The sequence below is a fragment of the Nocardia niwae NBRC 108934 = DSM 45340 genome (assembly GCF_001613465.1).
Classification (GTDB): Bacteria; Actinomycetota; Actinomycetes; order Mycobacteriales; family Mycobacteriaceae; genus Nocardia; species Nocardia niwae.
Window position 1 is genome coordinate 90,801 of sequence record NZ_BDCK01000041.1, and the last position, 20,939, is coordinate 111,739.

Annotated in this window: 19 protein-coding genes; 10 read left to right on the top strand and 9 right to left on the bottom strand. The window is 69.2% G+C overall.

Annotation, left to right across the window (positions count from 1 at the left end):
- The first annotated feature begins 36 nt into the window (after positions 1 to 36).
- From NNI01S_RS27200 to NNI01S_RS27225, 6 genes are all read left to right on the top strand, one after another.
- Positions 37 to 837: an LmeA family phospholipid-binding protein gene (locus NNI01S_RS27200; protein ID WP_063023269.1), complete on the top strand. Its 801-nt coding sequence runs from the start codon at positions 37 to 39 to the stop codon at positions 835 to 837.
- Positions 834 to 1,277 (top strand): thioredoxin family protein, encoded by a 444-nt coding sequence (locus NNI01S_RS27205; protein ID WP_063023271.1) that lies wholly within the window; start codon positions 834 to 836, stop codon positions 1,275 to 1,277. The genes NNI01S_RS27200 and NNI01S_RS27205 overlap by 4 nt, the downstream gene beginning before the upstream one ends.
- 287 nt (positions 1,278 to 1,564) lie before the next feature.
- Positions 1,565 to 2,059 (top strand): DUF4395 domain-containing protein, encoded by a 495-nt coding sequence (locus tag NNI01S_RS27210; protein WP_063023273.1) that lies wholly within the window; start codon positions 1,565 to 1,567, stop codon positions 2,057 to 2,059.
- 29 nt (positions 2,060 to 2,088) lie between these two features.
- Positions 2,089 to 2,922 carry a sulfurtransferase gene (locus NNI01S_RS27215; protein ID WP_063023275.1) on the top strand — a complete coding sequence of 278 codons (834 nt, stop codon included), beginning with the start codon at positions 2,089 to 2,091 and terminating at the stop codon, positions 2,920 to 2,922.
- 5 nt (positions 2,923 to 2,927) lie between these two features.
- Entirely contained in the window at positions 2,928 to 3,233 is a 306-nt protein-coding gene (locus tag NNI01S_RS27220; protein ID WP_063023277.1) for a DUF1416 domain-containing protein, read from the top strand.
- A gap of 189 nt (positions 3,234 to 3,422) precedes the next feature.
- Positions 3,423 to 4,130 (top strand): heme-binding beta-barrel domain-containing protein, encoded by a 708-nt coding sequence (locus tag NNI01S_RS27225; RefSeq protein ID WP_063023279.1) that lies wholly within the window; start codon positions 3,423 to 3,425, stop codon positions 4,128 to 4,130.
- 341 nt (positions 4,131 to 4,471) lie between these two features.
- On the opposite strand, the gene cydC is transcribed toward NNI01S_RS27225, so the two are convergent.
- From cydC to NNI01S_RS27250, 5 genes are all read right to left on the bottom strand, one after another.
- Positions 4,472 to 6,202 carry a thiol reductant ABC exporter subunit CydC gene (gene cydC, locus NNI01S_RS27230; RefSeq protein ID WP_084489344.1) on the bottom strand — a complete coding sequence of 577 codons (1,731 nt, stop codon included), beginning with the start codon at positions 6,200 to 6,202 and terminating at the stop codon, positions 4,472 to 4,474.
- Between the two features lie 289 nt (positions 6,203 to 6,491).
- A complete protein-coding gene (locus NNI01S_RS27235) occupies positions 6,492 to 8,450 on the bottom strand; it encodes an ABC transporter ATP-binding protein/permease (protein WP_063023283.1) in 1,959 nt (652 codons plus the stop codon).
- A gap of 4 nt (positions 8,451 to 8,454) precedes the next feature.
- A complete protein-coding gene (gene cydB, locus NNI01S_RS27240; RefSeq protein WP_063023286.1) occupies positions 8,455 to 9,486 on the bottom strand; it encodes a cytochrome d ubiquinol oxidase subunit II in 1,032 nt (343 codons plus the stop codon).
- Between the two features lie 9 nt (positions 9,487 to 9,495).
- Complete coding sequence (locus tag NNI01S_RS27245) at positions 9,496 to 10,989, bottom strand: cytochrome ubiquinol oxidase subunit I (RefSeq protein ID WP_063023288.1); 1,494 nt, start codon at positions 10,987 to 10,989, stop codon at positions 9,496 to 9,498.
- Positions 10,990 to 11,449: 460 nt separating this feature from the next.
- A complete protein-coding gene (locus NNI01S_RS27250) occupies positions 11,450 to 12,370 on the bottom strand; it encodes an aminodeoxychorismate lyase (RefSeq protein ID WP_063023290.1) in 921 nt (306 codons plus the stop codon).
- A 182-nt stretch (positions 12,371 to 12,552) separates the two neighbouring features.
- On the opposite strand from NNI01S_RS27250, the gene ygfZ reads away from it, so the two are divergent.
- From ygfZ to NNI01S_RS27270, 4 genes are all read left to right on the top strand, one after another.
- Complete coding sequence (gene ygfZ, locus NNI01S_RS27255; protein WP_063023292.1) at positions 12,553 to 13,668, top strand: CAF17-like 4Fe-4S cluster assembly/insertion protein YgfZ; 1,116 nt, start codon at positions 12,553 to 12,555, stop codon at positions 13,666 to 13,668.
- Between the two features lie 101 nt (positions 13,669 to 13,769).
- On the top strand, positions 13,770 to 14,486 hold the full coding sequence (locus NNI01S_RS27260) for an MOSC domain-containing protein (RefSeq protein ID WP_063023294.1): 717 nt from the start codon (positions 13,770 to 13,772) through the stop codon (positions 14,484 to 14,486).
- Positions 14,483 to 15,430 carry an asparaginase gene (locus NNI01S_RS27265; RefSeq protein WP_063023296.1) on the top strand — a complete coding sequence of 316 codons (948 nt, stop codon included), beginning with the start codon at positions 14,483 to 14,485 and terminating at the stop codon, positions 15,428 to 15,430. The genes NNI01S_RS27260 and NNI01S_RS27265 overlap by 4 nt, the downstream gene beginning before the upstream one ends.
- A 175-nt stretch (positions 15,431 to 15,605) precedes the next feature.
- Entirely contained in the window at positions 15,606 to 15,818 is a 213-nt protein-coding gene (locus NNI01S_RS27270) for a DUF3073 domain-containing protein (RefSeq protein WP_063023298.1), read from the top strand.
- Positions 15,819 to 15,966: 148 nt separating this feature from the next.
- Here NNI01S_RS27270 and purM read toward each other — a convergent pair whose 3' ends face one another.
- From purM to NNI01S_RS27290, 4 genes are all read right to left on the bottom strand, one after another.
- Entirely contained in the window at positions 15,967 to 17,043 is a 1,077-nt protein-coding gene (gene purM, locus NNI01S_RS27275; protein WP_063023300.1) for a phosphoribosylformylglycinamidine cyclo-ligase, read from the bottom strand.
- A gap of 130 nt (positions 17,044 to 17,173) precedes the next feature.
- Positions 17,174 to 18,862, bottom strand: coding sequence for an ABC transporter ATP-binding protein (locus NNI01S_RS27280; RefSeq protein WP_063023302.1), 1,689 nt, complete (start codon positions 18,860 to 18,862; stop codon positions 17,174 to 17,176).
- Complete coding sequence (locus tag NNI01S_RS27285) at positions 18,855 to 19,865, bottom strand: ABC transporter permease (RefSeq protein WP_063023304.1); 1,011 nt, start codon at positions 19,863 to 19,865, stop codon at positions 18,855 to 18,857. Before NNI01S_RS27285 ends, NNI01S_RS27280 begins: the two co-directional genes overlap by 8 nt.
- Positions 19,865 to 20,920, bottom strand: coding sequence for an ABC transporter permease (locus NNI01S_RS27290; protein WP_063023371.1), 1,056 nt, complete (start codon positions 20,918 to 20,920; stop codon positions 19,865 to 19,867). The genes NNI01S_RS27285 and NNI01S_RS27290 overlap by 1 nt, the downstream gene beginning before the upstream one ends.
- Positions 20,921 to 20,939 lie beyond the last annotated feature (19 nt).

Consider the following 20,939-nt stretch of genomic DNA (forward strand, 5'->3'; position numbering starts at 1 on the left):
GCCGCCGCGGCCCGAGACCCGGAGAGACGGGGGAGCATGCGCAAGCTGATCATCGGCCTGCTGTGTCTGGCGGGGTTCGCCGTGGTCATCGACTTCAGCACTGCGGCGTATTCGGAATATCGCGTTTCCCGGGCGTTGCGCGACGGCGCCGATCTCACCGCGGATCCAGAGGTGACCATCCACGGCTTCCCCTTCCTCGGTCAGGCATGGGACAGCCGCTACGACCACGTGGAGATCAGGGCGCGCGCGAAGCGACTGGACATTCCCGGCGAGATCGCGCTGGAGGCGACGCTGACCGGGGTGCGGCTGCCGGTCGGCGAACTCGTCGACGGCAGCCTGCGCGGTGTCCCCGTGGAGCGGGTCGACAGCCGGTTGCGGGTGGAGCCGACCGAACTCGGCAGGCTGTTCGCCATCCCCGATCTGCAGGTGCATTCGCGGCCCGCCGACAAGTCCGACGGGACCGGCGGATCGGGTGGTTCCGGCATGACCACCACCGGAGCTCTGGTGCTCACCGGCACCCTCCCGGAGACGCCGGGCGCGCAGTACGGCGGGGAAAAGGTCAGTGTGCAGGCCGAGCTGTCGCTAGACGGCGACCAGGTGAAGATCGTGGCGACCGGCTTCTACCGCGGCCCGCCCGGCACGGAGACCATGCCTGTGGCGGTGATCACCGAGGCCGATCGGCCCGCGGTCCTCGCCCGGTTCACCCGTACCATCGACACCAAGGAGTTGCCGTTCGGTGTCCGGCCCACCAAGGTCTCCGCTCAGGGCGGCCAGATCGTCGTGGAGGGCAAGGGCGTGAACGTCACGATCGACCTAGACCGATTGCAGCGACCATGATCCAACTCACCATTCTGGCAGTGGTACTGCTCGCCGCGCTGGCGGTGGGCATCCTGCTGCGCCGGCGCGACGGCAAGGTCCGCGCGGCCGACGGCATCGACCTGTCCGACTCCGCCCGCGCGCAACTGCTGGCGTCCGTGGGCGTGACCGGCGCCGGTCCGGCGGTGCTGCATTTCTCCGCCGACTGGTGCGGGCCGTGCGATGCCGTTCGCCGAGTGGTTGCCAATGTCACCGATCAGCTCGCGGCGTCGCCGCAGCCGCCGCAGGACATCGAGGTGGACATCGACGCCGAGCCCGCGCTCGCACGGGAGCTGAACGTCCTCTCGCTGCCCACCACATTCGTCTTCGACACCCAGGGCAGGGAGCGGTTCCGCATCTCCGGCGTGCCGAAGGCCACGGATCTGCACTCCGCGCTCGAGCCCCTGACCGCAGCCGCCTGAGCTGCGGTGACAACTCCCCTGGACGGATGTGATCCACCCCGGGTCCAATTTCCCCGCCGAATTGGGTAAACTGCTCACGTGCTTTCCAACCACGAGCTGATGCTCACCCGACGCCGCACAGTGGATCTGTGTCGGCTCGGTGGTTGTTGCTGCCTGTGCCGCTGATCGGTCGGCTCTTCCGGATTTCCTGACGCCGACCCCTGTCCGCCGCGCGAGTGATCTCACGATCCCCCGGCGAATTGGCAAATCTTCAGTCATCGGACTTATTCAGCGCAGGAGTACGCACAATGTCCACCGAGATCCGTAACAGTTCCGAAGCCATTCCCGTATCCGCCGACCAGGTCGACGTGCGCGGACCGCGATTCGCCGCCTGGGTGACCACCGGCGCCCTCGTCGTCGTCCTGCTCGCCGCCGCGGTCTCGCCGGGAGCCGCGGCGGTGTTGATCGCCCTGCAGACCATCGTCTTCGCGGTCGGCGCGGCTCTCGGTCCGCGCCGTCACCCGTACGGCCGGATCTACGCCGCCTTCGTCGCGCCGCGTCTCGCACCGACCAGTGAGACCGAGCCGACGGCTCCGCTGCGGTTCGCGCAACTGCTCGGTTTCGTCTTCGCGGCCGTCAGCCTGCTGGGCTTCGCGCTCGGCTCCACAGTCGTCGGCGCGGTGTTCGCCGGCTTCGCCCTGTTCGCGGCGTTCTTGAACGCGGCGTTCGGGATCTGCTTGGGTTGCCGGATCTATCCGCTGGTAGCCCGCCTCCGCCGGAGCCCGTCACCGGCATCGAACTGACCCTGCACGTCATCTCTGAAAGGAAAACAATGGCTCGCTCCGATGTCCTGGTCTCCGTTGACTGGGCCGAAGAGAACCTCAACGCCCCCGGCGTGGTCTTCGTCGAGGTCGACGAGGACACCTCCGCCTACGACGGTGGTCACATCGAGGGTGCCGTCCGGCTCGACTGGAAGAAGGACCTGCAGGATCAGGTTCGTCGTGACTTCGTGAACCAGGAGCAGTTCTCCGACCTGCTCTCGGCGCGCGGCATCTCGAACGACGACGAGGTCATCCTGTACGGCGGCAACAACAACTGGTTCGCCGCGTACGCCTACTGGTACTTCAAGCTGTACGGCCACAACAACGTCAAGCTGCTCGACGGTGGCCGCAAGAAGTGGGAGCTCGACGGCCGTCCGCTGTCCACCGAGCCGGTGAACCGGCCCGCCACCCAGTACAAGGCGTCGGCGCCCGACCTGAACATCCGCGCCTTCCGCGACGAGGTCATCGCGGCCATCGGCACCAAGAACCTGGTCGACGTGCGTTCGCCCGACGAGTTCACCGGCAAGATCCTGGCGCCCGCCCACCTGCCGCAGGAGCAGAGCCAGCGTCCGGGCCACATCCCCGGCGCGATCAATGTGCCGTGGAGCAAGGCCGCGAACGAGGACGGCACCTTCAAGTCCGACGCCGAACTGACCGAGATCTACAAGGAAGCGGGCCTGGACGGCGAGAAGGAGACCATCGCCTACTGCCGCATCGGCGAGCGTTCCTCGCACACCTGGTTCGTGCTGCAGGAACTGCTCGGCCACCAGAACGTCAAGAACTACGACGGGAGCTGGACCGAGTACGGCTCCCTCGTCGGCGCCCCGATCGAGTTGGGAGAGTAATCGACATGTGTGCAGCACCTACCCAGGGTCAGGCCATCCCGGCCGGCGTCGACGTGGAGAAGGAGACGGTCATCACCGGCCGCGTCCTGAGCACCGACGGCCAGCCGGTGGGCGGGGCGTTCGTGCGCCTGCTCGACGGCAACGGTGATTTCACCGCCGAGGTCGTCGCGTCGGGCACCGGTGACTTCCGGTTCTTCGCGGCTCCCGGCTCGTGGACCGTCCGTGCGCTGTCCTCGGCGGGCAACGGCTCCGCCGAGGTCCGCCCCGAAGGCGCGGGCATCCACGCGGTCGACGTCGCGGTCGCCAAGTAAGACCTCGCACTCGTCGAACGGCCCCGGTCGCTTACCGCTCCGCGGAAGCACCGGGGCCGTTTGCGTGCCTCCACAGCGGGGTCGTTAGACTCGAAACGTGGTCCTCTTCTTCGAGATTCTGCTGGTGGCCGTGGCCGTGCTGATCGGCTGGTTCGGCCTCTACGTCTTCTACCGGCTGTTCACCGAATCATGAGCGAACTCGCGAGCGAAGGTTCCAACCCGGCCGAGCGAGCGAGTGAACAACTGAACGGCAACGCTCCAGCCGATGCCGCCGGTCGCCGCAGCGGTGACCAGGCCGTGGCAGAAGCCGCCGAACGGGCGAAATCCACCGGCGCCCGAAACATCCCGGTCCTCCCGGATCTCCCACTGCCCGAGGACACCGCCAACCTGCGCCTCGGCCCGGACCTGAGCGCCTCCATGCTCGCGCTGCTCCCGCTGGTGGGTGTGTGGCGCGGCGAGGGTGAGGGCAACGATCCCGAGCGCGGGGACTACCGGTTCGGCCAGCAGATCGTCGTCTCGCACGACGGCGGTGACTTCCTCGCCTGGGAATCCCGGTCCTGGGTGATCGAGGCCGACGGCACCTACGGCGGCCCCGACCTGCGCGAGAGCGGCTTCTGGCGGGTCGGCATCGACGGCAACGACGAGGTCATCGAACTGCTGCTGTCGCACAGCAGCGGCATCGTGGAGCTGTTCTACGGGCAGGCGCTGACCCAGTCGTCCTGGGAACTGGCCACCGACGTGGTGATCCGCAGCCAGTCCGGCGTCGTCGTGGGTGGCGCCAAGCGCCTCTACGGCATCGTCGAGGGTGGCGACCTGGCGTACGTCGAGGAACGCGTCGTGGCCGACGGCCCCCTCGAACCCCGCCTCTCGGCCCGCCTCCAGCGCTACATCGGCTGAGCGCTCCCCCGCCTCTCCGGGTTTTTAGAGCCCGAAACCCGCCCACACCCTGACGCGGGACCTGTGACCAACCCGAGCCCCACCCCACTAGTACGGCCTGAGTACCCGGAGAGGCGGAACAGAACAGCCCCCGAGCCATACCGGTGCGAGTTTCCTCGTACGGGTCCGGTCGGACAGACCGGGGCTCGGGGGCCGGGTGACTGCCTGGAATTCGCTCAGCGCTCGCGCGGGCGAAATCCACCTGCAGCGGTGGCGCTAGCGGACAGCCACCTCACGTGTCCTATGAATATCCATTCGTCGAACCACCTCCTTCCTCGTGTACGAACGAATCTAGCGACGCATCACCAGCTCGGCAACGGAATTTCTCGGTCGGCGGAATGTGCGGCGCCGAGCCGGGTCGCGGGTGTCGCGAAGTCCGTAATGACCTCGCCTGATGCGGTGATTCGGAGCACCGCGTCGGCGCGCTGGTCGTCCGGTAGCTGATGTGTGACGACAACCACGGTCCGTTCGGGTTCGACGAGTCCGCTGCCGATGTCCAGCAGGTCGCGCAACAGCTTCGCTCCCGCCTCGGCTTCCAGGTGTTCCGTCGGTTCGTCCAGCAGCAGTACCCGAGCCGGGGAGACCAGGGCCCGCGCGAGCAGAATCCGGCGGCGCTGGCCGCCGGAAACGGCTGCCGCTCCCCCGGCAAGACCGGTGTGTACGCCCTCCGGAAGCCCGTTCAGCCAGTCTCCGAGCCCGACTGCCCGCAAAGCTTCCTCGGCCGCTTCGGCAGTCAGGTCGCCGCGCGCCACCCGCAGGTTCTCCAGCACGGAGGTGCCGAACAGGTGCGCGTCCTCGGCGAAGAAGGTGACGCCGGGGCGAGGCGTGCCGAACAATCCCGCCCATTTCATCAGCAGGGTCGTCTTGCCCGCGCCGCTGGGGCCGACCACCGCGATCCGTCGTGCTCGGGGCAGTTCCGGCATAGCTACGGCGATCGGCCGGGCCGAGCTCGTGATGTTCGTCCGGCGTGCCCAGGGGTCCACCGTGCTGGTAGTGGCCGCGAAGTCGTCCAGGCGATGCAGTGCCAGCCGGGCGGTCGTCAATGCCTGTGCCGCCGCGGGCAGCGGGCCGACCGCTTCGAAAGCCGAGAGGGGCAAGAGGACCAGCACGACGAGCGCCATGGGTGTCATCCCACCGGCCGCGCCCCCGTCCGGGCCGTAGAGAGTGATGCCGATCAGCAGGGCGCCGAATACGGCGGCTCCGATCGAGAGTGGCGTGGCGGCGGCCGACCAAGCGCTGCGCGCGGCCGCGCGGTCCTCCGCGGCGACCGCCCGTCGCGATGCCGCTGCTGCGGCGGCGAGGGCTGCGTCGAGCCGACCGGCGACGCGCAGTTCGGCGGCGTGGTCGAGTACGGTCAGTGCCTGCGCCGTGAACTCCGCGCGGTCGGCGCGGACGGCACGTTCCGCCTCGGACGCCGCCTTGGCCGACAACCACGGCGCGAGCACGCCCGACAGCGCCAGCGCACCGGCCAGGATGGCGGCCGCCGGGAGTGAGATCGTGGCCAGGAGTGCGACGGCGGCGACCGAGAGGACGAGGGCGACCGCGACGGGCACGAATACGCGGACCACGACGGCGCCCAAATCATCGATGTCGCTGCCGATGCGGACCAGGAGATCACCGCGGCGCGGCGGCTTCCCGCCCGGCCGGTCGTCCACGCCCCCGGAGCTTTCGGGCCGGCGCAGCCAGAAATCGGAGCGCGCCAGCGCGCGGTAGACCGTGGTTCGTGCGGTGGTCATAGCGCGCAGCGCGACGTCGTGCGTGGCAAGACGCTCCAGGTAACGGCACAGGCCACGCGAGATGCCGAGCGCGCGCACCGCGACGACGGCGATGCTCAGGTCGAGCACCGGTGGCATCTGCCAGGCGCGCGCGATCAGCCAGGCCGCCAGCGCCGCGAGCCCGAGCCCGCTGCCCAGCGCCAGCACGCCCCACCCGATCGCCACCGCGACTCGCGCGCGGGACAATTCGAGCAGCGCCCACATCCGGCGCAGATCACCGAACACCGTGGAGCCTGCGTGGGACACAGTCCGCGTCATCGCGATCGCCCCGCTTTCCCGACCCTCGCGCCCACTCGGGCATCTCGTCCAGCCAGCAGCGGCCGCTCTCCGAACTCACAGGTAGATGTGCCGGGCGAGGCGGCGATGACCACCGGACCGCCTGTCCGCTCGGTGACGAACCAGTCGGCGCTCGACCGACGAGTTTCGCTGAGCGCACCTACCTCGTGACGTGACCGGATACGGTCGCCATCGGCCAGATCATCCCGTGGGGCCGCGCCTGGGCAGGTGAGAGGCGGACGGTTTGCCCAGCCGGCGATGCTCCCCGCGCTCATCGCAGGACCTCCGCTCGGTCCGCGTGTACCTCGACGACCTGGTCGGCGGCGGCCAGGACGGTCGGGCGGTGGCCGATGACGACGACCGTCGCACCCGCACGGGCCCGCACCTGGAGGGCGGCCAGCACGGTGGCTTCGGCGGCAGGGTCGAGGTGGGCGGTCGGCTCGTCGAGCAGCAGGATCGGGTGGTCGGCGGCCAGCACCCTGGTCAGCGCGAGGCGCTGGCGCTGTCCGAGGGACAGGCCGGTGCCGCCGGGGCCGACCACGGTGTTCCAGCGATGGGGCAGATCGTCGAGTACCGCATCGAATCCCGTTGCGAGACAAGCATCTTCGAGGTCGTCGAGGACACGGGCCGGGCCGCGGGCAGTGTGGTCCATCGTTCGAGCACCGAGCAGTTCGAGGTTGTCTCGCAGCGTGCCGGGCACCAGTACCGGCCGCTGCGGTAGCCAGGCCACGTGTGCCCACCATCGGTCCGGGTCCAGTTTCCGGACGTCCACGCCGTCGACGGTCACGGCACCTCGGTCCGGCGTGATCAAGCCCAGGATCGCCTGTAGCGCGGTCGACTTCCCGCTTCCATTGGGACCGGCCAGCACAGTGAGTGAGCCGGGCAGCAGGATCGCCGACAGACCAGCGGGGGCGAATCCCTCGCGCGCCTGGACCGACAGGTCGCGGAGTTCGACCGTGCCGGGGCCCGTGGAGCCGCCACCATGCGCCGCCACCATGGCTGCCTCCGGCACGGTGCGGCGGTCGCTCGGATCGACGCAACCACGCTCCTCCGGTGCCGCCGCATCCTCCACGCCGAGACCGGGTCGCCATTCGACCGAGTCGACGTCAGAGTCCGCCGCCACCCCCTCCCCGCCTCGGCCATGCCGCAACTCGCACAACTCGACATCAGAGTCCGCCGCCGTGCCGGTCCCGCCGACGACGCGCTCGGCAGGCGTGGACTCGAGAATCGCGAATGCCTTGTCGGCCGCCGCCATACCGTCCTGGGCGGCATGGAACCGTTCGCCCACCATGCGCAGCGGCAGGTACACCTCCGGGGCCAGTATCAGCGCAACCAGGCCCGCGTAGAGACTCATCTCGCCGAACACCAGCCGCAGCCCGATGGAGACCGCGATCAGGGCCACGCTGAGGGTCGCGAGCAGTTCCAGCACCATCGAGGACAGGAACGCCATCCGCAGCGCCCGCATGGTGCGCTGCCGTAAGGCGTCACCGAGATCGCGGACGCGGTGCTGCATGGTGCGCGGGTGTCCGGCGCTCTCCTCCTCCCCCCGCGTGGCCGCCTTCGCGTCACCGGTCTCACGGCCGAGTGCCCGCAACGTCGGCATGCCCGCGAACAGGTCGAGCAATTGGTCCGACAACCGGGTGGTGGCGGCGAGCGTGGCTTCGGCCCGTCCCTCGGTCAGCAATCCGATGAGGACCATGAAGATCGGGATGAGCGGCAAGGTGATCACCGCGATCACCCCGGACGTGAGATCGTGCGCCGCGATGACCGCGAGCACGACCGGCGGCACCAGAACGGCCAGCAGCAGTGCGGGCAGGTAGCCGACGAGATAGCCGCGCAGCCCGGACAATCCCGAGCCGACGACGACCGCCAGCTCCGTCCGGCGCGTGTCGAGTTCGCGGGGCGACAGCCGTGCACAGGACGCGAGCACCGCGCCCTCCAGCTCCGCCACCACGCTCGCGCCCGCCCGGTGCGCCAGCCGGGACTGCGACCAGGTGGCGAGTACCCGCACCGCGATGACGAGCGCGAGCACGCTCAGTTCGACCGTCCACGCGCCGAGCGTGCGCGCGGCCGGATCGGTGACGACTCCGGCCAGTACGCGTCCGATCAGCGCCGCGGCCGCCACGATCGCGCCGGTGACGACCAGTGACAACGCCACGCTCAGCACGAGGTAGCTGCGCGCGGAGCGCGCGTACCGCCACAGGCGCGGATCGATCGGCGGGCGGGCCATGGCGTCAATCCTGTACGGGCCGCAAGGGCAGTCCGACCGGGGGCGGGATCTGCTCGACGGTGATCCGCTTGCGGAACACCCAGTACGTCCAGCCCTGGTACACCAGCACGACCGGCGTGACGAGCAGTGCTGCCCAGCTCATCACCTTCAGCGTGTACGGCGTCGAGGACGCGTTGTGGATGGTCAGGTCGAATGCCGCGTCGATCGTCGAAGGAAGCACATTCGGGAACAGCGACCCGAACAGCAGCGCGGTCGCCGCCGCGACGGTCACCGTGGTGCCGGTGAATGCCCACCCGTCACGTCGCGCGAGATCGGCGGCCACCGCGACAACCAGGCCGAGGACGGCCAGCCCCAGCGGGATCCAGGTCCAGTCCGCGCCGTAGGACAGTTGGGTCCACAGCCCGAATCCGCCGACCACGACCGCCGTCGGCGCCGCCAGGAGCCGGGCGGCGCGCCGCGCGTCGTCGCGGACCTCGCCCGCGGTCTTGAGCACCAGGAACATCGCGCCGTGCAGCGCGAACAGCAGCCCGGTCGCCAGCCCGCCGAGCAGGGCGTAGGGCCCGAACAGATCCGCCAGGGAGCCCGCGAACTGCTTCTTGTCGTTCAGCGGAACGCCGTGCACCACGTTGGCGAACACCCAGCCCCAGGCCAGCGCCGGGATCCAGGAACCGATGCCGATGCCGATGTCGCAGCGGGCCCGCCAGCGCGGGTCGTCGATCTTGCCGCGGTACTCGATGGCGCAGATCCGCAGGATCAGCGCGACGAGCACCAGCAGCAACGCCAGGTAGAAGCCGGAGAACAGGCTGGCGTACCACTCCGGGAACGCGGCGAACATCGCCGCGCCCGCGGTGATCAGCCAGACCTCGTTGGCGTCCCACACCGGCCCGATCGTGTTGAGCACCGCGCGCCTGCGGCGGTCGGACTTCTTGCCGAGGATCGGCATGAGCATGCCGACGCCGAAGTCGAAGCCCTCCAACACGAAGTAGCCGGTGAACAGTACGCCGATCAGGACGAACCAGAACTCTTGCAAACTCATCGCCGGCTCCTAGTAGGCGAACGAAAGTTGTTCGACGGCAGGTTCTTCGGCGCGGGGGCCGCCCGAAGGCGTGTCCGTGCCGTGCGGCTCGGCCGCGGCGGGCGCGGCCGGGTCGGGGCCGTGGATCACGTACCGGCGCATCAGGTAGAACCACACGATCGCGAGGGCGCCGTACAGCAGCGTGAAGGTGATCAGCGAGACGAGCACGACGCCCGGCGAGTGGTTCGAGACGCCCTGCTGCACGGTCAGGCGCAGGTTCGGGTCGCCGGTGGGATTGGGGACGACCACCCAGGGCTGACGGCCCATCTCGGTGAACACCCATCCTGCGCTGTTGGCCAGGAACGGTGTCGGGATGACCAGCAGGCTCAGCCAGGCGAACCAGCGCTGGTCCGGCACCCGCCCGCGGCGAGTGAGCCACAGACCGGCGAGCGCGAGCAGCGCCGAACCCGCCGACAGCCCGATCATGGCGCGGAACGACCAGTAGGTGACGAACAGGTTGGGCCGGTAGTCGCCGACGCCGAACTTCTCGTTGTAGGCCTTCTGCAGGTCGACCACGCCGTCCAGCGTCACGCCGGTGAACTCGCCCTTCGCCAGCCAGGGCAGCACGTACGGCACTTCGAGTACGTGCGTCACGCTGTCGCAGTTGTTGTGCGTACCGACGGTGAGCACGGAGAAATCGGGGTCGGGTGCGGTGTGGCACAACGATTCCGCCGAGGCCATCTTCATCGGCTGCTGTTCGAACATCAGCTTGCCTTGCACATCACCGGTGTAGACCAGCGCGGCCAGCGACACGATCAGCACCGCGATACCCGCCCGTGCCGCGGGCCGCCACATCGCACGCGCCTCGGCCATTTTCGCCGCGTCGCCGCTGCGCGCGCTGCGCACCATCCACCAACCCGCGATGCCGGCGACGAAGGTGCCCGCGGTGAGGAAGGACCCGGCCACCACGTGCGGGAAGGCCGCCAGCAAGGTGTTGTTGGTGAGCACGTCCACGATGCTCTGCAGTTCCGCGCGGCCGGTTTCCGGGTTGTAGCGCGCCCCGACCGGATGCTGCATGAACGAGTTGGCCGCGACGATGAAGTACGCCGAGGCGTTCACGCCGATCGCGACCATCCAGATCGCGCCCAGGTGCAGCAATTTCGGCAACCGGGTCCAGCCGAAGATCCACAGGCCGAGGAAGGTCGACTCCATGAAGAAGGCGATCAGGCCTTCCAGCGCCAGCGGTGCCCCGAAGACGTCGCCGACGAACCGGGAGTACTCGCTCCAGTTCATGCCGAACTGGAACTCCTGCACGATGCCGGTCGCGACGCCGAGCGCGAAGTTGATCAGGAACAGCTTGCCGAAGAACTTGGTCAGCCGCAGCCAGTGCTGCTTGCCGGTGACGACCCAGGCCGTCTGCATGGCGGCCACCAGCGGCGCGAGACCGATGGTCAGTGGCACCAGGAGGAAGTGATAGACGGTGGTGATGCCGAACTGCCATCGGGAGATGTCCAAGGCGTTCAAGCCGGCCTCCTGGGTGTCTACGACGTGTCGTAGTAAGACTACGTCGGAGACGGTTCGGGACTAATGAGTCCTGGGCCACGTACCTGGGCTGATTCCGCCGGTTCCGACCCGTTTCCCGTGCTCATCGCCGCCCCGTGCCCGCCCGGATAGGACGGAGATCACGGAGCGACGCCGATCACCGCGACGGCACCGGCATCCCCGCCCCGGCCCCGAGCGCCGAACACCACCCCAGCCGGAACCCAACCGACCACCCGAGCCGACCCCAGCCGACGCACCAACTGATCGCCCCAGCCGACGCGCCAACTGATCTAGTCAACCAACGCGACAACTGATCCCGTCAGCACATGGGCAACTCACCGGGTACGCCCAGAACCCGCGCGGCACCCAACGCAGGACCTGAACGCGACTCCGGCGCTCCCGACTGGTACGGCCTGAAGACGCGGAGAGGCGGGCCAGCCCCTCACCAGTCGCCGATGGCTCCTGCCCGTTCGATGCCGCGATCGACCAGCCCGATGATCTCTTCGGCGTTGTCCGGCGCGGACATCCGCAGCCCGTCCAGCGAATTGACCCGCGCCGCAAGAGAAATGCTCGACAGCATCCAGACGCTGTCGCAGGTGAGGAGGTCGGCGGTGAACAGCGAGTCGTAGCGGCATTGCCAGCCCGCCTTCTCGGCTTCGGCGAACAGCGCCCGCTGGGTGACGCCGGGCAGCACGCCGTTCTTGGCGGGCGGGGTGATCAACTGCTTGTCCCGGGCGATCACCACGGAGGAACGCGGCCCCTCCAGCACGCGGTTCTCTGTGCTGGTGAAGATCACGTCGTCCGCGCCCATCCGCGCGGCGAACCGCAGGGCCGCCATGTTGGTGGCGTAGGACAGCGTCTTGGCCCCGAGTAATTGCCACGGCGCCGCCTGCGCGAGATCGATCGAGATGCCGCGCGACAGGGTCACCACGGCGACGCCTTCGCTGCGGGCCTTCTCCACCCGCTCGGGCACCGGCACCACGAGCACGAAGGCGGTCGGCACCGGCACGGCGGCGGCGAGGTCACCGGTCTTGACCTTGTCGGGGGTGCCCGCCAGCTCGGAGTCGCGGCCGCGGGTCAGCACCAGCCGCATCACTCCTTCGCGTTCGCTGCCCCACTCCTTGGCCGCGGTCTCCACCGCCTCACGCCATTTGCCCAGTTCCGGCTCGGGCAGATCGAGCGCCTGTGCGGAGCGGCGCAGTCTGCCTAGATGAAATTCGACCGCACACGCGACTCCCGCGCGCACGAGCACCGTTTCGAATACACCGTCGCCACGCAATACGCCGATATCGTCCGCAAACAACAACGGCGCATCCGCATCTCGGACAGCGCCATCGAGAGTTACCAGAACTCGATCCACCATGCGACGAGCGTAGGCGGTGTGAGCGGACAATGCCTATGTCACGGCCACTTTTGCCAGACCTTTTGTGGAGCCGCACCGCAGCGCCCACCGTATTGCTCGGGCAATGCCGATCGGCTATGCCGCGCTCCGGCGCCGTAGCCCGGTTCGCGCACCGCTGGACGACCCCGCCTACAGTGGGAGAGGTGTCCGTGGTCGTTGCGCCCAGCCCCTTGCTCAGTGTGTCGGGAGCCGTCGCGGGAGCGGCGGGTTCGCCCGACGCCGCCGTCGCCTGGCATTACGGCGATCCGTTCGGTGAACAGCGCGCCGCGGTGAACCGCGCCGCGATCGTCGACCGCTCGCACCGATTCGTCCTGCGCATCACCGGCGGGGAGCGGCTGACCTGGTTGCACACGATCTCCAGTCAGCATGTCGCCGCCCTCGGCGACGGGCAGTCCGCCGAGAACCTCGACCTCGATCTGAACGGCCGGGTCCAGCATCACTTCGTGCTCACCGAACTGGACGGCACCGTCTGGATCGATACGGAGGCCGAGCGCGGACCCGATCTGCTCTCGTTCCTGCAGAAGATGGTGTTCTGGGCCGACGCCAAGCCGGTCGAAGCCGCCGACCACGCGGTGCTCAGCCTGCTCGGCCCGGAAGTGGCCGGACTGGCCGAGACGCTCGGTATCGCCACCCTTCCCGGCGTCTACGCGGCGACACCGCTGCCCGGCGGAGGTTTCCTGCGCCGGATGCCGTGGCCGACGGCGGACTCCTTCGACTTGGTCGTCCCGCGCGACCGGCTGACCGACGTGTGGGCCCGGCTCACCGGGGCCGGCGCCATCCCGGCGGGGATGTGGGCGTTCGAGGCGCTGCGCGTCGCGGCCGTTCGCCCGCGAATCGGGCTGGACACCGACGAGCGGACCATCCCGCACGAGGCCCGCTGGATCGGCGGCGTCGCCGAACACGGAGCGGTCCACCTGGACAAAGGCTGCTATCGCGGCCAGGAGACCGTGGCCAGGGTGCACAACCTCGGCAAGCCGCCGCGGCACCTGCTGCTGCTGCACCTGGACGGCTCGGCGGACGAGCGCCCGGCCACCGGCGACGACGTCACCGCGGGTGGCCGCGCGGTCGGCAGGCTCGGCACCGTCATCGATCACTACGAGTTCGGCCCGATCGCCCTCGCCTTGGTCAAGCGCGCGGTTCCGGCGGACACCGCGCTGGTCGCGGGCCCGGTGGCGGCGTCCATCGATCCGGATTCGGTGCCCTCCGACGACGAGCCGCAGGCCGGCCGCCTCGCGGTCGACCGGCTGCGCGGGCGCTGATCCGTTGGCGGAACACCGGCCGGCGTGGGACTTCTCCCAGCCGACATCCCCACCCCTGCTCAACGCCGAGCTCCCCATTCGTGACGAGAGGAGCGCCGCTCATGCGCGTCGGTGATACCGGCGAAGTACTCGCCGCCTGTGTCGTGCACGCCGATCTCGAGGTGCCGGGACGCGTCGGCCGCACCGCCATCGACAAGCGTCCGGTGGCGGGGCGGATCGCGGTGCGCGCCCTCGGTTTGGACGGCGACCATGTCTGCGACACCAAGCATCACGGTGGCGTGCACCAAGCCGTCTACGCCTACGCCGACGAGGACGCCCGCCGCTGGGGCACGGAACTCGGCCGCACCCTGCCCGCCGGGTGGTTCGGCGAAAACCTGCGGGTCAGTGGGCTTCCGGTCAGCGACTCGGTGATCGGCGCGCGCTGGACGATCGGCGACACCGTGCTGGAGGTGAGCGCTCCGCGCGTGCCGTGCGCCACGTTCCAGCATTGGAGCGGCGAACGTCAGTGGGTCAAACGGTTCGCCCTGCGCAGCGATACCGGCGCCTACCTGAGGGTGCTCAGCGAGGGAACGATCGGCGCGGGCGACCGGATCTCGGTGGTGCACGTCCCAGAACACGGCATCACCGTCCGCGACCTGTTCACCGGCGCCGATCTGGATCTGCTGGCGATTCTGCTCGCCGACGAACCGACCATCTCCGACGATGTGCGCATGCAGATCGATCGGCACGCGCGCAGACATGCCAATGCCGCCCGCGCCACCGCGAACCGGCACGCGGCGACGGGCGATGACAACCTCGGCACGGGAGTGCGACTGTGAGTGTGGAACTGGTCGAAGTCGTCCGCTCGGGCTTCCGCGAATGCGTGCACCGCGGCTCGGTGGTGGTGCTCGACGCCGCGGGCGAGCCCACGCTCGAGCTCGGTGAAGTGCATCTGCCGATCTACCCGCGCTCGACGAACAAGCCGATGCAGGCGATCACGTTGCTGCGCAACGGCTTCGAGCCGTTCGACGATGCCGAGCTGGCCATCGCCACCGCCTCGCACTACGGCGAACCGGACCACATCGCGCTGGTGCGCAGGTTGCTGGACCGCTTCGGTCTGCCAGATACCGCACTGGCATGCCCGGCCGACCTGCCCTACGACGAGCGCGCCCGCGTCGCGGCGCTGGCGGGCGGTCCCCATCCGATCTACATGAACTGCTCGGGCAAGCACGCGGCAATGCTCGCGACCTGCGCGATCAACGGCTGGCCCACCGCGGGTTACCAGGATCGGGCGCATCCGCTGCAGCGCGCGGTGGTCGCGACGGTGGCCGACCTGACCGGCGAGCCGGAAACCGATCTGGGCATCGACGGCTGCGGACTGCCGATCATCCCGGTCTCGCTGGTCAACCTGGCCCGGGTGTTCTCGACCATGGCGACGGCCGACCCCGGCACCCCGGAGCGCCGCGTCGCCGACGCGGTGCGCGCACATCCGCGAGTGATTTCCGGCACCAACGCACCCGACCTGCTGGCCATGCAGGCCACTCCCGGGCTGGTCTGCAAGATCGGCGCGGACGGTGTGCACGCCGGCGCGTTGCCGGACGGATCGGCGTTCGCCTACAAGATCGAAGACGGCCACGATCGCGCGCGAATGCCGCTGACGCTGGCGATTCTGCATCGGATGGGGATCGAGTGGACCGCTGCGCACGCTGAGCTGGCGGCCCCAGCGGTGCTCGGCGGCGGCGCCCGCGTCGGTGTGATTCGCGCCATACCCGGAGTCGTCTAGCTATCACACGCCGGGGCGACAAGCGGGCAAACGGCACCAGTTCGGGAGTTCTTCACCCACTCCTGGAAGCGAGACCGCCGGACACACGCTAAAGTGTCTGTCAGGAAGAGTATTAATTCGAACGGGGCCGCCACCAAACCCCAGGCCGCCCCGCTGTGACGCGAGGGGGTCAGCCATGGGCCGTGGCCGGGCTAAGGCAAAGCAGACCAAGGTCGCACGCGAGCTGAAGTACAGCTCGACGCCGACCGACTTCGCGAGCCTTCAGCGCGAGCTTTCGGGAAGCCCCAACTCCCAGCGGAGTGGTGGTGTGCTGTCCGATGAGCACGACGCGGACGACTCTTTGTCCCGCTGGGACGAGGACGACGACTACGACGACTGGCGCCGCTGACTCCGATCTACGTCTGAAGGGGGAGGCCGACGGGCCTCCCCCTTCGAGCGTTGTCGCGGGTTGACGTCACAGGCGCCGAAAAGGCTTGCAACACAACAGAGTCCCGCATCGAACGAGGATGCGGGACTCTGACGTGTCTTCGCCGCGGTCAGAACCGCGGATGCTCCCCGACCAGGACAGCGCGCACGGCGTCGGCGTCCTTGGCCTTCTTGACCGTGCCCAGCGTCCAGCACTCGATGTGCCGCGCGGTCAGCACCGCCAGCGCCCGGTCCACGTCCTCCGGAGCGACCACGGCGACCATGCCGACGCCCATGTTGAACGTCTTCTCCATCTCGGCCCGCTCCACCCGGCCGCGCTGGGCGATCATCTTGAACACCGGCGCCGGATTCCAGGTCCCGCGATCCAGTTCGGCCACAATGCCCGCGGGCAGCACCCGGGCCAGGTTCGCGGCCAGGCCACCGCCGGTGACGTGGGCGAAGGTGCGCACGTCGGTCTCGGCGATCAGCGCGAGGCAGTCCTTGGCGTAGATCCGGGTCGGCTCGAGCAGTTCCTCACCCAGGGTGCGGCCGAATTCCTCGACGTGGCCGGTCAGCGACATGCGGTCGATGTCGAGCAGCACTTTGCGGGCCAGGCTGTAGCCGTTGGAGTGCAGACCCGAGGACCCCATGGCGATCACCACGTCGCCGGGACGAACCCGGTCCGGGCCAAGCACCGCGTCGGCCTCGACCACGCCGATGCCGGTGGCGGACAGGTCGTAGTCGTCCGGGTCCATCAGCCCGGGATGCTCGGCGGTCTCGCCGCCGAGCAGCGCGCAACCGGCGCGCACACAGCCCTCCGCGATACCGGAGACGAGTTCGGCGACCTTCTCCGGGACGACCTTGCCGATGGCGATGTAGTCCTGCAGGAACAGCGGCTCCGCGCCGCAGACCACGAGATCGTCCACCACCATGGCGACCAGGTCCAGACCGACGGTGTCGTGCTTGTCCATCGCCTGCGCCACCGCGATCTTGGTGCCTACGCCGTCGGTGGACGCCGCCAGCAGCGGTTCCCGATAGCCGCCCTTCAGCGCGAACAGCCCGGCGAAGCCGCCGAGTCCGCCTTGTACCTCGGGCCGGGTCGCCTTCTTCGCCAATGGTCCGAACAACTCGACTGCGCGGTCACCTGCCTCGATGTCCACGCCTGCCGCGGCGTACGAGGCACCACCACTGGGGGTCTGTTCAGTCATTTTCGGGGAGAGCTCCAAACCGAATCGGCGGATAGATGCCTGCTCACGCTACCGGAGGCGGATAACGACCCCGCACCGGTGTTGGCTCGCCCTCTTGACAATAGGGCACAGCGAACCGTAAAGCGGACGATCAGTCGGTCTCCTTCCCGTCGAACCGCCCGGCCTGCTCCCGGCGCCGGCGCTGGCGCACCGGGTCGGGCACCGGCACCGCGGCGACCAAGCGCCGGGTGTACTCCTGCCGCGGGGCGCGCAGGATGCGATCGCGATCACCCTGCTCGACCACCGCTCCGTCGCGCAGCACGACGATCCGGTCGGCGAGCTGGTCGACCACCGCCAGGTCGTGGCTGATGAACAGGCAGGCCCAGCCGCATTCGCGCTGCAGCTGACCGAACAACTCCAGCACCGCCGCTTGCACCGACACGTCCAGCGCGCTGGTCGGCTCGTCGGCGACCAGCAGGTCCGGATCGAGTACCAGGGCGCGGGCCAGGCTGGCGCGCTGGCGCTGACCGCCGGACAATTCGTGCGGGTAGCGACGTTCGGCGCCCGCCGGCAACCGCACGTCGTCGAGCAGTCCGCGCACTCGGGCCCGGATCTGCGCGGAACTTCCGGCCTTGTGCACGATCAGCGGCTCGGCCACGCACTCCCCCACGGTGAGCCGGGGGTTCAGCGAACTGGCCGGGTCCTGGAAGACGAATCCGAAGCGCCGCCGGATCGGCCGCAGCTTGCGCTGCGACAGCCGCGCGATGTCCTGCCCGCGTATCAGCACCGTCCCGGAGGTCGGCCGTTGCAGGGCCGCGACGCAGCGCCCGATGGTCGACTTGCCGGAGCCGGATTCACCGACCAGGCCGACTGTCTCGCCGGGCCTGATGCGCAGGCTCACGCCGTCCACGGCGCGCAACCGCGGCCGGCCGAACGGGCCGGGGAACTCGACCACCAGATCGTGGACCTCGAGCACTGGATCGCTCTCCCCGGCGGCGCTGTCCGGCGGATGGTGCTCGATCTGCTCGGTGCCCAGGTGCGGCACCGCCGCAAGCAGGGCGCGGGTGTACGCCGCGGTGGGACGGGCGAACAGCTCGTCCACCGGCGCCTGCTCGACGACCGCGCCGTCGCGCATCACCACTACGCGGTCGGCGATGTCGGCGACCACGCCCATGTTGTGGGTGATCAGCACGATCGCACTGCCGGTCCGGTCGCGCAGGTCCCGCAGCAGGGCGAGGATCTCGGCCTGCACCGTGACATCCAACGCCGTGGTCGGCTCGTCGGCGATGATCACCTTCGGCTCACACGCGATCGCGATGGCGATCACGACGCGTTGTTTCTGTCCGCCGGAGAGCTGGTGCGGGTAGTAGTCCACCCGCTGCCGCGGGTCGGGCAACCCGACCAGGCGCAGCAATTCCACCGCGCGCGCCTTCGCGGCCTTCCTGGTCAGCTGCGTGTGCGCGCGCAGCGCCTCGCCGATCTGGAAGCCGACGGTGAACAGCGGGTCCAGCGCCAGACCGGGTTCCTGGAACACCATCGAGATCGCGCCGCCGCGCAATGCGGCGAGCTGCTTCTCGCTCATCGCGGTCACCTGCTCGGTGCCCAGGGTGACCAGCCCGCGCACGGTCGCCGTCTCCGGGAGCAACCCCATCGCCGTGCGCGAGCTCACCGACTTGCCAGATCCGGATTCCCCGACGATGGCCAGCACTTCGCCCGGGTAGACCTCGTAGGAGACGTCGGTGACCGCGTGGACGGGCCCGGCGTCGGTGGCGAAGGTGACCGACAGCGATTCGATGGACAAGGCGGGACGGCCCCGATCCGCCGCGACTGGCTCAGGCATCGGTCGCTTCCTTTCCGGCGTCCGGCCCGAGACCGGGCGCACTCGCCACCGCCGCGGCGCGGCGGGTACGCAGGATCGGGTTGAGCACCTCGTTCGAGCTCTCGCCGACCAAGGTCATGCCGAGCACGACGAGCACGATGGCGACGCCGGGGAAGACGCCGGTCCACCAGATGCCGTTGGACACGTCCGACAGCGCTTTGTTCAGGTCGAAGCCCCACTCCGCGGCCTGTGTCGGCTCGATGCCGAATCCGAGGAAGCCCAGTCCGGCCAGGGTGAGGATGGCCTCCGACCCGTTGAGCGTGACGATCACCGGCAGCGACTGGGTGACGTTCGCCAGGATGTGCCGGAACAGGATTCGCGCGGTCGACGCGCCGGTCACCCGGGCCGCGTCGACGTACGGCTCCTGCTTCACGGCCACGGTCGCGTTGCGCACCACCCGGAAGTACTGCGGCACGAACACCGCCGTGATGGCCACCGCGGCCGACAGCACACCGCCCAGGCTGGTCGATCGGCCGCCCGCGACCACGATCGACACCACGATCGCCAGCAGCAGCGTGGGGAACGCGTACATCGCGTCCATGAACAGCACCAGCAGCCGATCCGGCCATCGGCCGACGTAACCGGACAGCAGCCCCAGCGGCACCCCGATCAGCAGCGAGAGCACCAGCGAGATCGCGATCACCCACAGCGCGGTGCGCGCGCCGTAGATCACGCGGGAGAACACGTCTTCGCCGCGCACCGAGGTGCCGAACCAATGCTGCGCCGAGGGCGCCTGCTGGCGGACGAAATCGACACCGTCGGCGGCGCTCTGCGCGAATCCGTACGGCGCGATCAGCGGAGCGAACAGGGCGGCGACCACGAAGAGGCCGACCAAGGCGAGGCCGAGGATCAGCGTCGCACGCTGTAAACCCGCGGTCATCGAGAACAACCGCAGGCCCGGCACACCCCGGCGCGCCACGGGCGGCAGAACGGGAGGTTCGTTCAGCAGTTCCGGAGCGGTCATCAGAATCTCACTCTCGGATCGATCAGCGCCACCAGGACATCCACCAGGAAACTCATCACCGCCACGATGAGCGCGATGAACGCGACGATGCCCTGCACGGCGATGAAGTCGCGCGCGGACAGATACTGCGCGAACTGGTAACCCAAGCCCTTCCATTCGAACGTGGTCTCGGTGAGCACCGACGCGCCGAGCATCATGGCGATCTGCATGCCCATCACCGTGACGATCGGAATCATCGCGTTGCGGAAGGCGTGCCGACCGGTCACCACGCGCCGGGACAGACCGCGCGCTCGTGCCGCGTCCACGTAGTCGGCGCGCAGGGTCTGGATCAGGTTGATCCGCACCAGCCGCAAGAAGATGCCCGCGGTGAGCAGGCCCAGCGCGACGGCGGGCAGTACGGCGTGTTTCAGCACGTCGACCAGGTATCCGGCATCGCCGTAGAGGATCGCGTCGATCACCATGATGTTGGTCTTCGGCGAGACGTGCTGTAGCCGCAGTTCCACGTTCGTGCTCGCCCGGCCCGCCACCGGCAACCAGCCCAGGCGCACCGCGAACACCAGCTTCAACAGCAGGCCCACGAAGAACACCGGCGCGGCGTAGAACAGGATGGCCAGCAACCGCAGCGTGGTGTCGGCGGCCGAATCCCGGTGGGTGGCGGCGTATCTGCCCAGCGGAATGCCGATCACGAACGCCACGACCAGCGCCCAGCACACCAATTCCAGCGAGGCCGCGCCGTAGGTGATCACCACCTCGCTGATCTCCCGATTGTCCTGGGAGCGACCGAGATCGCCGTGCAGGAGCCCGGACAGGTAGTCGCGGTACTGGGTGCGGATCGGCCGGTTCAGCCCGGCCGCCTCCTTGCGCGCCTCGATCTGTTCCTGTGTCATGCGCCCGCCCATGGCCGCGCTGATGGGGTCGCCGACCACCCGCATCAGGAAGAACACGACTGTGACCAGGATCCAGGCGGTCACCGGGATCAGCAGCAGCCGCACGCCCAAGTAGCGCAGCAACGCGCGAGAACGCGAGTCGTCGCCGCTCGTGCGTGTCCGCCGCAGACCGGGGGGCCGGGCCCGG

Coding starts and splice junctions, on each gene's coding strand:
- NNI01S_RS27225 (WP_063023279.1), top strand. CDS start 3,423: ATGAGCGAACTCGCGAGCGAAGGTTCCAACCCGGCCGAGCGAGCGAGT.
- NNI01S_RS27260 (WP_063023294.1), top strand. CDS start 13,770: ATGCGCGTCGGTGATACCGGCGAAGTACTCGCCGCCTGTGTCGTGCAC.
- NNI01S_RS27220 (WP_063023277.1), top strand. CDS start 2,928: ATGTGTGCAGCACCTACCCAGGGTCAGGCCATCCCGGCCGGCGTCGAC.
- NNI01S_RS27200 (WP_063023269.1), top strand. CDS start 37: ATGCGCAAGCTGATCATCGGCCTGCTGTGTCTGGCGGGGTTCGCCGTG.
- purM (WP_063023300.1), bottom strand. CDS start 17,043: ATGACTGAACAGACCCCCAGTGGTGGTGCCTCGTACGCCGCGGCAGGC.
- NNI01S_RS27210 (WP_063023273.1), top strand. CDS start 1,565: ATGTCCACCGAGATCCGTAACAGTTCCGAAGCCATTCCCGTATCCGCC.
- NNI01S_RS27215 (WP_063023275.1), top strand. CDS start 2,089: ATGGCTCGCTCCGATGTCCTGGTCTCCGTTGACTGGGCCGAAGAGAAC.
- NNI01S_RS27250 (WP_063023290.1), bottom strand. CDS start 12,370: ATGGTGGATCGAGTTCTGGTAACTCTCGATGGCGCTGTCCGAGATGCG.
- NNI01S_RS27280 (WP_063023302.1), bottom strand. CDS start 18,862: ATGCCTGAGCCAGTCGCGGCGGATCGGGGCCGTCCCGCCTTGTCCATC.
- cydC (WP_084489344.1), bottom strand. CDS start 6,202: ATGACGCGGACTGTGTCCCACGCAGGCTCCACGGTGTTCGGTGATCTG.
- NNI01S_RS27285 (WP_063023304.1), bottom strand. CDS start 19,865: ATGACCGCTCCGGAACTGCTGAACGAACCTCCCGTTCTGCCGCCCGTG.
- NNI01S_RS27270 (WP_063023298.1), top strand. CDS start 15,606: ATGGGCCGTGGCCGGGCTAAGGCAAAGCAGACCAAGGTCGCACGCGAG.
- cydB (WP_063023286.1), bottom strand. CDS start 9,486: ATGAGTTTGCAAGAGTTCTGGTTCGTCCTGATCGGCGTACTGTTCACC.
- NNI01S_RS27205 (WP_063023271.1), top strand. CDS start 834: ATGATCCAACTCACCATTCTGGCAGTGGTACTGCTCGCCGCGCTGGCG.
- NNI01S_RS27235 (WP_063023283.1), bottom strand. CDS start 8,450: ATGGCCCGCCCGCCGATCGATCCGCGCCTGTGGCGGTACGCGCGCTCC.